General features: G+C 63.6%; 14 protein-coding genes. 11 read left to right on the top strand and 3 right to left on the bottom strand.

Going from position 1 to position 13,921, the window contains the following annotated elements; all coding sequences use genetic code 11:
• From EN845_RS20935 to EN845_RS20910, 6 genes are all read left to right on the top strand, one after another.
• The coding region (locus EN845_RS20935) for a 2-oxo acid dehydrogenase subunit E2 (protein ID WP_135864863.1) at window positions 1–129 on the top strand (129 nt) is incomplete at its 5' end.
• A 277-nt stretch (window positions 130–406) separates the two neighbouring features.
• Window positions 407–1,393, top strand: a complete 987-nt coding sequence (locus EN845_RS20930) for an ABC transporter substrate-binding protein (protein ID WP_127872175.1) — start codon at window positions 407–409, stop codon at window positions 1,391–1,393.
• Between the two features lie 92 nt (window positions 1,394–1,485).
• Window positions 1,486–3,189 (top strand): iron ABC transporter permease, encoded by a 1,704-nt coding sequence (locus EN845_RS20925; protein WP_127872176.1) that lies wholly within the window; start codon window positions 1,486–1,488, stop codon window positions 3,187–3,189.
• Window positions 3,177–4,256: an ABC transporter ATP-binding protein gene (locus EN845_RS20920; RefSeq protein ID WP_127872177.1), complete on the top strand. Its 1,080-nt coding sequence runs from the start codon at window positions 3,177–3,179 to the stop codon at window positions 4,254–4,256. Before EN845_RS20925 ends, EN845_RS20920 begins: the two co-directional genes overlap by 13 nt.
• 139 nt (window positions 4,257–4,395) lie before the next feature.
• A complete protein-coding gene (locus EN845_RS20915; RefSeq protein WP_127872352.1) occupies window positions 4,396–5,535 on the top strand; it encodes a DUF930 domain-containing protein in 1,140 nt (379 codons plus the stop codon).
• A 121-nt stretch (window positions 5,536–5,656) separates the two neighbouring features.
• Window positions 5,657–6,706 carry a DUF930 domain-containing protein gene (locus tag EN845_RS20910; RefSeq protein ID WP_127872178.1) on the top strand — a complete coding sequence of 350 codons (1,050 nt, stop codon included), beginning with the start codon at window positions 5,657–5,659 and terminating at the stop codon, window positions 6,704–6,706.
• On the opposite strand, the gene EN845_RS20905 is transcribed toward EN845_RS20910, so the two are convergent.
• Both EN845_RS20905 and EN845_RS20900 read right to left on the bottom strand, forming a co-directional pair.
• On the bottom strand, window positions 6,707–7,381 hold the full coding sequence (locus tag EN845_RS20905; RefSeq protein ID WP_127872179.1) for an HAD family phosphatase: 675 nt from the start codon (window positions 7,379–7,381) through the stop codon (window positions 6,707–6,709).
• A gap of 99 nt (window positions 7,382–7,480) precedes the next feature.
• On the bottom strand, window positions 7,481–8,122 hold the full coding sequence (locus EN845_RS20900) for a hypothetical protein (RefSeq protein ID WP_127872180.1): 642 nt from the start codon (window positions 8,120–8,122) through the stop codon (window positions 7,481–7,483).
• Between the two features lie 192 nt (window positions 8,123–8,314).
• Between EN845_RS20900 and EN845_RS20895 the strand changes: the two genes are divergently transcribed.
• From EN845_RS20895 to ptsP, 5 genes are read left to right on the top strand one after another with little or no spacing between them, the layout of a single operon-like run.
• Entirely contained in the window at window positions 8,315–8,752 is a 438-nt protein-coding gene (locus tag EN845_RS20895) for a transcriptional regulator GutM (RefSeq protein WP_015315467.1), read from the top strand.
• A 53-nt stretch (window positions 8,753–8,805) separates the two neighbouring features.
• Complete coding sequence (locus EN845_RS20890) at window positions 8,806–9,567, top strand: PTS glucitol/sorbitol transporter subunit IIC (protein ID WP_127279228.1); 762 nt, start codon at window positions 8,806–8,808, stop codon at window positions 9,565–9,567.
• Between the two features lie 16 nt (window positions 9,568–9,583).
• Complete coding sequence (locus EN845_RS20885) at window positions 9,584–10,588, top strand: PTS glucitol/sorbitol transporter subunit IIB (protein ID WP_127872181.1); 1,005 nt, start codon at window positions 9,584–9,586, stop codon at window positions 10,586–10,588.
• A gap of 24 nt (window positions 10,589–10,612) precedes the next feature.
• On the top strand, window positions 10,613–10,993 hold the full coding sequence (locus EN845_RS20880) for a PTS glucitol/sorbitol transporter subunit IIA (protein WP_127872182.1): 381 nt from the start codon (window positions 10,613–10,615) through the stop codon (window positions 10,991–10,993).
• A gap of 57 nt (window positions 10,994–11,050) precedes the next feature.
• Window positions 11,051–13,027 (top strand): phosphoenolpyruvate--protein phosphotransferase, encoded by a 1,977-nt coding sequence (gene ptsP / locus EN845_RS20875; RefSeq protein ID WP_127872183.1) that lies wholly within the window; start codon window positions 11,051–11,053, stop codon window positions 13,025–13,027.
• Between the two features lie 25 nt (window positions 13,028–13,052).
• Here the strand turns inward: ptsP and EN845_RS20870 are convergent, their stop codons facing one another.
• Window positions 13,053–13,853 (bottom strand): hypothetical protein, encoded by an 801-nt coding sequence (locus EN845_RS20870; RefSeq protein ID WP_127872184.1) that lies wholly within the window; start codon window positions 13,851–13,853, stop codon window positions 13,053–13,055.
• Between the last annotated feature and the right edge of the window lie 68 nt (window positions 13,854–13,921).

The raw sequence follows: 13,921 nt of genomic DNA, 5'->3' as shown, positions 1-13,921 counted from the left end.
GTCAAGATCGCCACCGTGATGTCGGTGACGCTGTCGACCGACCATCGTGCGGTTGACGGAGCGCTGGGGGCCGAACTCTTGGTCGCCTTCAAGAAGTTGATCGAGAACCCGATGGGCATGCTGGTCTGAACGGTTTTCCGCGCTGCCTTCGGAGTATGCCGGCAGCGGAAAGCGGGTTGACAGCAGGAGCCCGCCTCCCGCTCCGTTGAGGCTGTTCGTTGCGATGTGCCCGGGGCCTTCCCGGCCCCACTCGAGGCTGCCAGACAGCCTCTCTTTCCTGATGAATGCGATCTGATCCGGACGCTGACACTCAGTGTCATCCACCAGTCATATGGGCCGTGCAGGGAGAATATGGAAACCGGCCAGGATGCCGGTCGCTCATGCACAGACAGGATCAGGAGGTCTCATGAAGACGCTATTCATCAAGCTGCTGGCCAGCCAACTGGCGCTCGCCGCAACTTTGTTTGCCGGCGTGGCAAATGCCGAAACGCTGACGCTCTACACATCCCAACCCGAGGCGGACGCGGCCAAGACCGTGGATGCCTTCAAGAAGGCGCAGCCCGGCATCGACGTTACCATCTATCGCTCGGGAACCAGCGACATCCTGACCAAGATGGCGGCCGAATTCGCCGCGGGCAGCCCGCAGCCCGACGTGCTCCTGATCGCCGACGCGGTCTCGATGGAGCTGCTGAAGAAGGATGACCGGTTGATGGCCTATCCCGGGGCCAAGCTCGACGGTATCGATGCGGATGCCTATGACGCCGACAAGACCTATTTCGGCAGCAAGCTGATCACCACCGGCATCGTCTACAACACCGCGGCCGCGCAAAAGCCGGAGCATTGGGCAGACCTTGCCAAGCCGGCCTATGCCGACGGCCTGGTCATGCCGAGCCCGCTCTATTCGGGCGCTGCCGCCTACCTGCTTTCGGGCTTTGTCGGCGACGCTAACTATGGCTGGGATTTCTTCCGGAAGCTGAAGACCAACAGCACCGTCAGCGTGCGCGGCAATGGCGCGGTGCTGAAGTCGGTGGCATCGGGCGAGAAGCCCTATGGCATCCTCGTCGACTTCATGGCGATGAACGCCAAGAAGAAGGGCTCGCCGGTCGAGTTCGTTTTCCCCAGCGAAGGCGTGCCTGCCGTGACCGAGCCGGTCGCCATCATGAAGACCGCCAAGAACGTCGATGGCGCGAAAAAATTCGTCGACTTCATTTTGTCCGATGAAGGCCAGAAGCTGGCGCTGTCGATGGGCTATCTGCCGGCGCGCGCCTCGGTCGGCCGTCCCGACTGGCTGCCGGAAGGCGTCAAAATCAAGGTGATGCCGTTCGACACCAAGGCCATTGTTGCCAAGACTGACGCCGACAAGGCAAAGTTCTCGGAACTGTTCGGCGGCTGAGCCGACAGTCAGGCGAGATGCCGTTTCCACGGCATCTCGCCAGTTCCGGCGAAACGTGATCGAATCGATCGACCGATCCCAGGAAACCAATCATGTCGGCACGAATCAGGGAAAGCCGGGGCCAGGAAATGGCCCTGACGGCGGCGGTTGCCGTCGTCATTGTGCTGCTTTCGCTGCTGCCCATGCTGCGCCTCGTCAAGGAGATCGCGGCACCCGGCGGCGTCTTGACGACCGTGGCCGTGGAGGCCGGGCTGAGAAGCCCGGCAACCTGGATCGCGACCTGGCACACGCTGGTCGTCGGCATTGGCGGCACTCTTCTGGCTGTGCTGTCGGGCACGCTGGTGGCCGTGCTGGTCTCGCTGACCGACATACGTGGCCGAAGCGCCCTGGTGCTCTGCTACGTCATGCCGCTGCTGATCGCGCCGCAGGTGACGGCGCTGGCCTGGCTGCAACTGTTCGGCCCGGCGAGCCCGTTCCTAAAACTGTTCGGGGCGGCGCCGCCGCTCGGCACGAAGAACCTGCTCTATTCGACCTCGGGCATCATCCTGCTGCTTGGCGTCCAATACGGCCCGCTGGTCTTCCTGCTGGTGCGTGCCGGCCTGCGCAAGCTGCCGCGCGAACTGGTCGAGGCGGCGCGCGCCGGCGGCGCGAACTGGTTCACCGTACTGGTCACCATCGTGCTGCCCTTGATGACGCCGTCGATCATGGCGGCGGCCGCACTTGCCTTCGTCTCCTGTGTCGGCAATTTCGGCATTCCGGCGTTTCTCGGCATTCCCGCCAACTATCTCGTGCTGCCGACGCTCATCTATCAGAAGCTGGCCGGCGGCGGTCCGGCGGTGCTCGGCGAGACCGCGTTTCTGTCGGTGCTGATCGGCATCATCGCCATGGCCGGCATCCTCGCCCAGGAGGGGATGAGCCGTCGCCGCGACTACCGTATTTCCTCGACATCGCTGCCGTCCGAACCTTATGAGCTCGGCCGCTGGCGGCCGGTCGTCCAGGCCGGCATGTGGCTGCTCATCCTGCTGGTGCTGGTCCTGCCGCTGTTCGGGCTGGTGCTGACCTCGCTGGTGCCGGGCTACGGCATCGCGCTCACCGCCAAAACGGCGACGCTCGACAATTACCGTTTCGTGCTGTTCGAGCATGATGCCGCCAATCGCGCCTTCTTCAACAGTTTCTGGCTGTCGATCGTGGGTGCTTTCTTCGCGGTTATCGTTGCCGTGCCGGTCGGCTATCTCATCGCCTGGGGCAAGCAGCGCTGGGTGCGGCTGCTCAACCTGTCGGTCGAACTGCCCTATGCCTTGCCCGGCGTGGTGCTGGCGATCGCCTCGCTGCTGTTGTTTCTCAGGCCGATCCCGCTGACCGGCATCCAGCTCTACAACACCGTCTGGATTATCCTCTACGCTTATCTCGCCCGCTTCCTGGTTTTGGCGCTGCGGCCGACCATCAGCGGCTATCATCAGATCGACCGGGCGCTGGAGGAGGCCGCACAGGTGGCGGGCGCCGGCCTGTTCACGCGTATGCGCACCATCATCTTTCCGCTCGTCGCACCGGCGGCGATCGCCGGCGGCCTCCTGATCTTCATGACGGCGCTCAGCGAACTCACCGTCTCGGCGCTGCTGTGGTCATCGGGGGCCGAAACGATCGGCGTGGTGATGTTTTCCTTCGAGCAGGGCGGTGATTCCAACTACGCGGCGGCGATGTCCGTCATCACGGTCGCGGTCACCTTCGCGCTGATGCTGGTGACCCACCTGCTTGCCCCTCATCTTCCGAGCGGAGTTCTGCCATGGCGCGACTGACCCTGGACCATGTGACCAAGAGCTTCACCGATTTCGATGCCGTGAAGGATGTCTCGATCGATGTCGCTGACGGCGAGTTCCTGGCGGTGCTCGGACCTTCCGGCTGTGGCAAGACGACGTTGTTGCGGCTGGTCGCCGGTTTCGAGAAAGTGACTTCGGGCGAAATCCGCATCGGCGGCGAGGTCGTGTCGGGCAAGGGCGGCAGCGTCGCTCCGGAAAAGCGGCGTGTCGGCATCGTCTTCCAGAACTATGCGCTGTGGCCGCATATGAGCGTCGCCGAGAATGTCGGCTATTCGCTGAAGGTTGCCAGGCTCGACAAGGCGGTTGCGCGCCAGAAGGTCGAAGACGCGCTTGCCTTGGTCAATCTGCAGGGGCTGGGTGAGCGCTGGCCCGCCAATCTTTCCGGCGGCCAGCGCCAGCGCGTGGCGCTCGCACGTTGCCTTGTCGCCGCGCCGTCGCTGGTGCTGTTCGACGAGCCGCTCGCCAATCTCGACGTGCATCTGAGAGCCTCGATGGAGGACGAGTTCGCCGCCTTTCACAAGCGCACGGGCACGACCATCGTCTACATCACCCACGACCAGGCCGAGGCGATGGCGCTGGCCGACCGTATCGCGGTGATGGACCACGGACGCCTGGCGCAGCTTGCGACGCCGCGCGAACTCTATCATGAGCCGGCAAATGAGATGGTGGCCTCCTTCATCTCGCAAGGCATCCTGCTGCCAGCGGATGTGATGACGAGCGAAGACGGCGGCCGTTGCAAGGTCAGGGTTCTCGGAACCGACCTGGTGGTCCGCTGTCGGCCTGGTGAGCGGCCACGCGCCGGCGCCAGGATCTGCTGCCGATCCGCTGATATCGAGCTTTCCGCCGATGCCTCGGGCTTCGACGGTCTTGTCAAGCGGGCGATCTACCAGGGAGGTGCCGCGCGCATAGAATTTACGCCTGCTGCCGGTCCCGACCTGACCTTGCGTTTCGAGCAGCCCGATCCGGTCGTGCTGGAGAACGGTGCGCAGGTCCGGCTGCGCATAAGATCCGGCTGGCTGATCCCTGCCCCGGGAGCCGCCGCATGACTTGCTCGGCGGGGTGAGTCGCGACTCGTAACGCAGGCCCGCGCGTGATCATCCAGATCACCAAGCTGTCAGTGGCCAAATTGCGCCAATCCGATCCCTATGCTTGAAGCCGCCGCTATTTCATTCCACATCGGTCAGGATGAACGAGGCACGAGAACGGCGTCGGAATCTGTTGTGGGGTATCCCCGCATCGCTGATCCTGCACGTGCTTGTCGCGGCGCTGCTGATATATGGTGTGCCCCCACGTCCCCAGCAGCCGCGGGAGGAACAGCCGGTCAATGTCGCGATCGTGCCTCCGCCCGATCAGCCGAAGCCGAAACCTGTTCCCCCACCGCCAACGCAGCCCAAAGCCGAAAAGCCGCCGGAACCCAAGGTTGAAAAACCGCCCGAGCAGCCGCCCAAGCCGGTGAACACTCCGGTACTGAAGCGCGTTTTTCAATATGGCGAAAAGGATACGGGGCCTGAGAAATCTCTCGACGGCGGCAGCGCTCAAGTCAATGCACCGTTGCCGGCCAAGGATGAGGCCGCGAAGCCGCCAGTCGAACCGAAGCCCGCCCCGACCCAATCCGCTGCGCCTGAGCAAGAGGCAGCCTCCGACAGGGCCGACGAGAAGCCGGCAACCGCCGTGCCGGCCGAAAAACCCGCGCAAAGCGAGAAAAAGGAGGAGACTGAAGACACCGACAAACAGCAGGCGACGCCGCAAACCGGCGAAAAGCAAGCGGTCGTGGCGCCAAAGCCATTGGCTGCCGAGGCCGCCGACAAGCCGGCGCCTCCATCCTCGGAAGAAAAGGCAAAGCCTAAACCCGCAAAGCCGATGAAGTTCAAATCCGCAACAGCCTTCAAAGCCCCAGGCGGGAAGGCGGGAAGGTCAAATCCCACCAACACCGAGGCTGCGGGATCGCCGATCTACTCCGGCCTTCCGGGCGTCAGAAAGCTTTACTCGCAAGGCGCAACCGGCAATGCGCTGGCCACAAGCTCCATGGACAACGTGCCGCGCGATCAGCGCGTTGCCAACCTTTGCGGCAACGTTCTGGACCAGGAATTGCAAAGTGCTGATTATTCGCCCAAATGGGTGCCAACCATTCCGCTGAAGCTGGGCAACGTCCTTAACCCTCAGCATGCCGCCTTCAGCACCAGAACCCAATGGTACAGTCTGAACTTCCGGTGCGAGGTCGACGCTGATGCGACGAGGGTCCTGTCTTTCAACTTCCGTGTTGGGTCATTGATCCCGCCCGGCGAATGGGCCAGCCGTGGATTCACTAAGTATCCGCTAAATTAGGCCGGCACGCCGAGCCGGGGCAATCGCCGGTCATCCAGGTCGCCAAGCTGTCGGCGGTTAAATAGCGCCAATCCAGTGCCCGTGCTTGAAGCCGCCGCGATTTCATTCCACATCGAAGGTGATGAAGGACGAGGCACGAGAACGGCGTCGGAATCTGTTGTGGGGCGTGCCCGCATCGCTGATCCTGCACGTGCTCATCGCGGCGATCCTGATATATGGGCTGCCAATCCCTCCCCAACAGCTGCGGGAGGAGCAGCCGGTCAATGTCGCGCTCGTGCCTCCGCCCGATCAGCCAAAGCCGAAACCTGTTCCGCCTCCACCGGAACCAAAGGTAGAAAAACCGCCTGAGCAGAAGGTTGAGAAACAGCCTCCGTCGGAAAAGCAGGCGCAGAAGCCCCCGCCAGTGGAGGTCCTGAAGCCCGTTTTTCAGTTCGGCGACAAGGATACCGGCCCGAGGAAATCCCTGGATGGGACCAGCGCTCAAGACAGCTCGCCATTCCCGGCCAAGAATGAGCCTTCGAAGCCGCCGGTCGAACCGAAGCCGGCGGAAAACCAGCCTGCCACACCACCAGACTCCGATCCAGCCAAGGACGCGCAGAAGCAGGCAGCTTCAACCGAGGACGTGGATAAACAACAGGCAGCCAAACAGGAGGCAGAAAAGCAGGCGGGGCTCGAAGCCGCCAAGCAACAGGGCGCGCTATCAACGCCGTTGGCTGCCGATGGCGACGTCGAGCTTCCCACATCAGCCGAAGCGCCAAAGCCCAAACCAGCAAATGCGCCGAAACCCAAGGTCTCGAAGTCCGCATCGCAGCGCGACTCGGGCCTTCCGGGCGTTCGCAAACTCTACTCGCAGGGTGCCACTGACGCTGCGCTAGCCACGACCTCGATGGGTGGTTTGCCGCGCAGTCAGCGGGGAGCCAAACTTTGTGCCAGTGTGTTGCAGCAGCAATTGCTGGACGCCTCTTACTTTCCCGACCTGATCCCAAGTGTTCCACTTAGAGCGGGCAATGTTGTTGACGGCTCGGATGTAGCCTTCCGCACCACAACTACCTGGTTTCATCTGGGCTTCCGGTGCGAGGTCGACACCAATGCGACGAGGGTCCTGTCCTTTAATTTCCGTGTGGGGCCAGTGATCCCGCGCGACCAATGGGCCCGCCTTAGGCTTTACTAGCTACGCCGGTACACCGAGCCCCGACAATTGCCGGCTCACTTCACTCCAGTCGGCGCAGACGAAATCGGCACCGGCGGCCATCAGCCGTGCAGCATGCTCCGCATAAGTATGTCCGCCACCTGTATAGCCGACCGCCGTCATGCCGGCGGCAACCGCGCCCTGGATGCCGAAAGGCGAATCCTCGATGACGATGCAGTCGGCCGGACTGGCGCCCATCGCCGCCGCGGCGAACAGGAAAATATCAGGCGCGGGCTTGCCGTTCTTCACCATCGAAGAGCTGTAGATCGCATCGCCGAAGAACCGCGCCAGCCCGGTGATGGCCAGGCTGTGGTTGATGCGTTCGACGGAGGACGACGAGGCAACGCAGCGGTCGCCGTCGAGCGTCTCCAGGAATGCGGCGATTCCCGGTGTCGGCTTCAATTCCTGCGAAAACAGGATCTTGGTCTCGGCCCAGATATCGCTGTCGGCGGCCGCGGGAAACTGATGGCCGGTCAATTCCTTGATCCTGACGATGATGTCGGCCTGTTTCATGCCGACGCACTGCGCGATGATGCCGCCGTGAACGCCCGGCATGCCATGCTTTTCATAGACGCGCTCGTAGGCCCTGGCGGCCAGGGGCTCGCTGTCGACGAGAACGCCGTCGCAATCGAAGATGATGGGCCTTGCTCGCGCCACGCGCTTGTCTCCTCAACTCAAATTTCGCACATCGCTATCGGCAAAAAGTCAGATGTTCAATAGCGGTGTTTTTTGGGGACATGCGAAAACCGGCGATGCTCAAAGCTGGCGCAACACGTCGCTGGCGCGGGAGGACCCCAGTGCCCGTTGCATGGCCTGCCGCGACTGCGCGCGGTCGGGCGTGATCCAGTTGGGCTCCGCGCCCAGGAAGCGGTCGAGGAAAGCCACGGCATAGGCCGGGATTTCGGTGACGTTCTCGCGATAGGACCACCAGGTGCGCAGGTCGTCGGCGCATTTGTCGATACTGGGCGCCGAGCCGAACTCCTGCTCGTAGATGGCCGAAATGACCGAGACGCAGTAGTTGGTGTAGAGAAAGCCTTCCGGCCAGAAGCGGATGATGTCCAGCGTGCCGGCATTCTGATCCGTTTCGACGAGCTGGGTAAGACCGGAGATCTCCCTGGCCGGCGCCTGTTTTATCAGTTCGCGCAACACAAGGCCGGCGGCAAAGACGATGAAGTCGGCCCGGTCGATCGCGGCAAACCGCTTCTGCGCTTCCATGACCTCGACCCAGTCGAGAAAAGCCCGCGTCAGCTTCGCCTCGTCGATTTCGAAGCGCACGCCGAATGTGTCCGAGACCACCTTGGCGCTGCCACGGAAAGTGGCGCGGAACCAACGCAACTGCCGCAGCCGGTGGCGCAGGTCGGGCATGAGGGCCAATTCGTCCCTGAAGGGCAGTTCCATTGTATGCATCCCGTTTCACGACAGGCTAGCACAGCCGTGCCGCCGCCGAAATCGGCCGACGGCCCTGTGGATGACCGAGGTCGAGGTCAATATCATACATATTGACATTCGCGGAAACAAATGTTCTCACTTTGCTGTTGTCGCGTGCCGGTCCAAGGTGCGCCTCGACTGAGGCTTCGGGAGGAGAACCGAATGGCGATTTGGCAGTGGGGACTGCTTCTGCTGGTTATTGTGTGGGCGTTGCAGTCGCTCGGCGTCTGGCTGCAGATGCGGCACTATTCGGATGTCTTCCGGGGCGTCACCGACCAATACAAGGACGGCTTCGTCGGCGCAGGCAATTTTCGCGGCCGATTTGCCAAGGGGACCATCGCGCTGGTCGTGGTGACGCCTGACCTGATCGTGCGCCGGATGATGGTGATGAGCGGCCGTTCCGTGTTCACCAAATTCAAACGACATGAAGAATTCGAGGGTGTTCCCCTCGATCGACTCCGGTCCAACCCTGCGATCATGGGGGAGGGGGAACCCGGTGTGGCCGAGGCCGTGAAGCGGGCGATCGAACAGATCGACAAAGCACGGTCGGAGCCGGGGAAGAAGCCGGGCCTGGCCGGCTTGAACGTAGCAAGGGCATAGAGGAGGCCGTGCGCCGACTGGGACCACCCGGCGGGCCGGCATAAGGAGGAGAAATGTCTGTATTTTCGTTGTTGGCGCAGCATGCCGACATGGCCGTGCACAATCTGCATGTCGCGGGTGCCATGGTCTCGGATGCTGCTTTGCATGGCAAGCTTGCGGTAGAGCATGCTTCCGACCATCTCGTTGTCCTGGCGCAGGCCGACAGCGGGCCGATCACCGTCGACCAGTTCAAGGAAAAGCTGAAGGACGTCCAGCAGGAGGAGCAGCTCGGTTGGCTGACCGCCATCGGCAAGTACTTCATCGGCATCTTCCAGAAGGGCGGCGAAGTGTTCGCCGGCTTCGTCACCGGTATCATCCCGACGCTTGTGGTGCTTATGACCGCCTTCTATGCCGTCACCGAACTGGTCGGCGAAGAGCGCGTGCATGGCCTGGCGCGCGGTGCCGGCAGGATCGCGCTGACGCGCTACACGCTGCTGCCGCTGCTGGCTGTGTTCTTCCTCACCAATCCGATGGCCTATACGTTCGGATCGTTTCTGGAAGAGAAGCACAAACCCGCCTTCTATGACGCGGCGGTCTCCTACGTGCATCCGCCGCTCGGCCTGTTCCCGCACATCAACCCCGGCGAATATTTCGTCTGGGGCGGCATTCTGGTCGCGCTGCTGGAGCTGGAAAAGAAGGGCGCCGTCGTCGCCGGTTACCACGTCAAGGTGGCGATCTGGTACGCCATCGTCGGCCTGGTCGTCATTCTGCTCAAGGGCATGCTGACCGAGCGCATCACCGCCATCATGGCACGCCGTCAGGGCGTCGAGCTGTAAGGGCGGGGAGGACATCATGGACAAGACATTCAAAGCCGTAAAGATCTCCCGGGGTAACACAGGCTGGGGCGGCCCGCTCGTCATCGAGCCGACCGCCCAGCGCGACAAGATCGTCTCCGTCACCGGCGGCGGCATCCATCCTGTCGCCCAACTTATCGCCGACATGACCGGCGCCACGGCCGTCGACGGCTTCAAGGCGCCGCCGATCGAAGGTGAGATGGCGGTTGTGGTCGTCGACTGCGGTGGCACCGCACGCTGCGGTGTCTATCCGCGCAAGCGCATCCCGACCGTCAATCTGACGCCGGTCGGACAGGCTGGGCCGCTCGCCCAGTTCATCACGGAGGACATCTACGTTTCGGGCGTGAAGCCGGCCAACGTCGCAATGGCGGACGGATCCGAAGCGGTCACCACTGCGGGGGGAGCAGCGCCGATGAGTTCAAACAACAACACTTCAGCCGCTGCGCCACAGCCGCTGCCGAGCGAAGGCGGGCTTATCGGCCTGATCAGCTCGATCGGCCGCGTCATGGGCCGTGTGGTCGGCATCTTCTTCAATGCCGGCCGCCGCACGATCGACCAGGTGGTTCGCAACGTGCTGCCGTTCATGGCCTTCGTGACCATGCTCATCGGCCTGATCCTGTACACCGGCATCGGCGACGTGCTGGCGCAGCCGATGGGACCGCTGGCCAACAACATCGTCGGCCTGCTGATCATCTCGGCAATCTGCGGACTGCCGTTCCTGTCGCCCATCCTCGGGCCAGGCGCCGTCATCGCGCAGGTCATCGGCGTGGCCATCATCGGCCCGCAGATCGCCAACGGCACGATTTCGCCGGCAATGGCGCTGCCGGCGCTGTTTGCCTACAACACCCAGGTGGGCTGCGACTTCGTCCCGGTCGGCCTGGCGCTCGGCGAAGCCAAGCCGAAAACCATCGAAATCGGCGTGCCTGCGGTGCTCATCAGCCGCCAGATCATGGGTCCGGTCTCGGTGCTGATCGCCTGGGTCGTCTCCCTGATCGTGTTCTAAACACCTGATAACGAGGTTCGCCATATGTCGGTTTTTCTCAAGACACGGGTCACGGCGATAGGACCCGAAGTGGCGGACCTTGCCGAAGGGGGCGTGGTCATCCTGTTCGCGGATGGCTCGCCGCCGGAGCTTGCCGAAGTCTCGGTGCTCCACAAGACGGAGGTCGGACCCAGTGATGGCGCGCCTCAAAAGGGCGCGTCGATCACCCTTGGTCCGGTTACCGCCGTCATAACCGCCGTCGGCTCCAGCGCCTGGAGCAAGGTCCTCGAGATGGGCCACGTCGTCATCTCGTTCAACGGGGCCACCGAGGCCGAAAGGCCGGGCGAGATCTGCGCATCGCAGATCGATCGCCAAGCCCTCGTGGCCGCCCTGAAAACAGACGCGATCATCACCATCGCCGCCTGAAAGCACTCGCGCCCCGCCCAGTCTGGCTTTGGCGCCCAAAAAAGCAGAGTATTTGCCATGGAACGCTCGACCATCGTCAGAGTGCATGAAGGTTTGCACGCCCGCCCCGCCACACGCTTCGTGAAGCTCGCGAAGGGTTTCGAATCCGATGTCGAACTGGTCAAGGACGGCAAGGCGGTCAGCGCCAAGAGCTCGGTCAAGCTGATGCTGCTGGCGGTCAAGGAAAACCAGGAAGTCACCGTGCGGGCGAACGGCGCCGATGCCATCGAGGCGATCGAGGCGCTGATCGGCTATCTCGAGAACCCCAAGGCGGGTCTCGATGACGAAGACACCCACGCCCCGGCGAATGAGGCAGGCAAGGAAGCGGCGCCCGCGCCCCAATCCGCGCCGGCGCCATCAGGCGAGGCGAATGGTTTGCGCGGTGTCGCCGCAAGCGAGGGCGTCGCCATCGGACCCGCCTTCGCGCATTTCCCGCCTGATATCGCGGGACAGGGCCGCATGCTGCAGGCAGAAGAAATCGCCGGCGAAATCGACAGGTTCCGCGCCGCCGTCGCCGCCGTCCAGGCGCGCATGGACCGGGCGCTGGCGCAGGACAGTCTGTCGGCCGGTGACCGGGGCATCGTCGCGGCGCTCAGGGATATCGCCGCCGACGACAGCCTGACCGGCGAGGCCGAGAAGGCGATCAAGGGCGGCAATGACGCGGTGTCGGCCACGATCACCGCCGCTTCCACCATCGCCGCCGATTTCAGCGCCGTCGACGATCATTACCTCAATGCGCGGGCCGACGATGTCCAAGCGGTCGGACGGCAGATCTGCCTGGTGCTGCTGGGCCAAGACGACGTCAGCCTCGAAAATATCCCGCAGGGTGCGATCCTGATCGCCGATGATATCGGCGCCTGGGATCTGGCGCGCGCGCCGCTGAAACGCATCGGCGGCGTGGTGTGCGGCCATGGCGGCGCCACCTCGCACATCGCCATCATCGCCCGCTCGCACGGCATTCCGGCGGTGCTGGGCCTCGGCGACAAGATCAATGCCTTGCGCACGGCGCAAGAGGTGGCGCTCGACGGCAACAGCGGCCAGGTGATCATCGACCCCGATGCGGCCACACGCGCCGATTTCGCCGGCCGCGTCGAAGCGGCGGCCAAGGAGCGTGCCGGCCTGACCGCGTTCAAGACGGTGACGCCGAAGCTGGCGGACGGCAGGACTATCGAGGTCGCGGCCAATATCGGCTCGCTGGAGGAGATCGAGGCTGCGCAGGAAGCCGGCGCCATGGGTGTCGGCCTGTTCCGGACCGAGCTTCTGTTCATGCGCCATATGCACCTGCCGTCGGAAGACATGCAGGCCGAGACCTATGCGGCGCTGGCCAAAGCCTTCGCCCCCTATCCGGTCATCGTGCGCACGCTCGACATCGGCGGCGACAAGCCGATCGCCGGCATCGAGTTTCCCGACGAGGAAAATCCCTTCCTCGGCTGGCGCGGCATCCGCATGTGCCTCGACCGGCCCGATATCTTCAAGCGCCAGCTGAGGGCGCTGCTGAGGGCCGCCGTACACGGCAACATCAAGGTGATGCTGCCGATGGTGTCGGATATTTCCGAAGTGACGCGCAGCCGCGCACTGGTCGATGAATGCGCCGCCGAACTCAAGGCCGAAGGCGTGCCGCACGCCACGTTCGATCTCGGCGTGATGATCGAAACCCCGGCCGCGGTGCTGATCGCACCGGCACTGGCCAGGGAGGTGGCTTTCTTCTCGATCGGCACCAATGATCTCACCCAGTACATCATGGCCGCCGACAGGCTCAACCCGACCGTTGCGAAGCTTAACGACGTCACCAATCCGGCCGTGATGTCGGCGATCGAACTGACGGCCAGGGCCGGGGTCGCCGCCGGCATCATGGTGGGCATGTGCGGCGAGGCGGCAGGTCGGCCGGATCTCATTCCGGCCTTCCTGAAGATGGGCCTGACCGAGCTGTCGATGAGCCCGGCCTCGATCCAGCGCGCCAAGAAGACGATCACGGCGATGGCGGCCGGGGAGTAGTTCCTGCGACCGCTGCTGCTGGAGCTTACGGCAAGTGCGCAAGCAAGGTGGCGAAGACAGGTGTCAGTTCATCGACCGGGCTCGCCTTGGCGCAGGCCTGGACAATGCGCTCATGACGTATATCGGCGGCCAGCATCGCGATCTCCAGCATGTCTGGCTCCGGCGCGCCGTCGCGGCCGGTTGTCGCCAGGCCGCAAGCCAGGACGACCGGCGCCAGGCAGCTTATATCGAGCGCCCGGCCGCCAGCAGCATTCGATTCCGGCGCGGCTTCGCCAAAGCGGACCGGGCGCTGGTTGAGCAATTCGATCAAAAGCGCCGCGCAGGTGGCCGCGATTGCCTGCAGTCCGGCACCCGGCGCGGCCAGCGCGGCCAACAGATCGCCATGGCGCTTGCGCATGGCCGCGTGGACGGCGGCAAAACCGGCTTCATGGATACGGGCATTCTCGATCTTCAGCCCGGCAAGCACGGCCTTGCTCAGATAGTACATGTCGCGCCGGAACAGGCGCTCGGCGTTCAATTGCTGGTCTTCGTCCCCGGCCGGAAAATAGGTGCCGAGACCTTTGACGGTCGTTCCATCGACGCTTATCGGGCGTTCATGCGGGACGAAGGATTCGGCGATCGACAGCGCTTCGTCGACGGCGCTCGCGGCATGGCTGAGCAGGCCTTCGATGCCTTTGCCCGGAAACGGCGGAAGATGGCTGGTGGCTTCGCGCAGGGCGCTGGCGTCGCCGCTGCCGTCATGACGGCTCTGGCGGATGATGTCGCGGACTTCCCGCAGCCGGTCCTTGAGGTTGACGCGGACGTCTTCGGAGATTTGTCGGAGCATCGCGGTTTGCCTCGAATGTGCCGTGCGGGGCCAGCTGCAGTAGGGCGGCCACCGACTCTACATTGTTC

Source organism: Mesorhizobium sp. M8A.F.Ca.ET.202.01.1.1 (assembly GCF_004791595.1).
Classification (GTDB): domain Bacteria; phylum Pseudomonadota; class Alphaproteobacteria; order Rhizobiales; family Rhizobiaceae; genus Mesorhizobium.
This window is presented reverse-complemented; position numbering and strand designations above follow the sequence as displayed.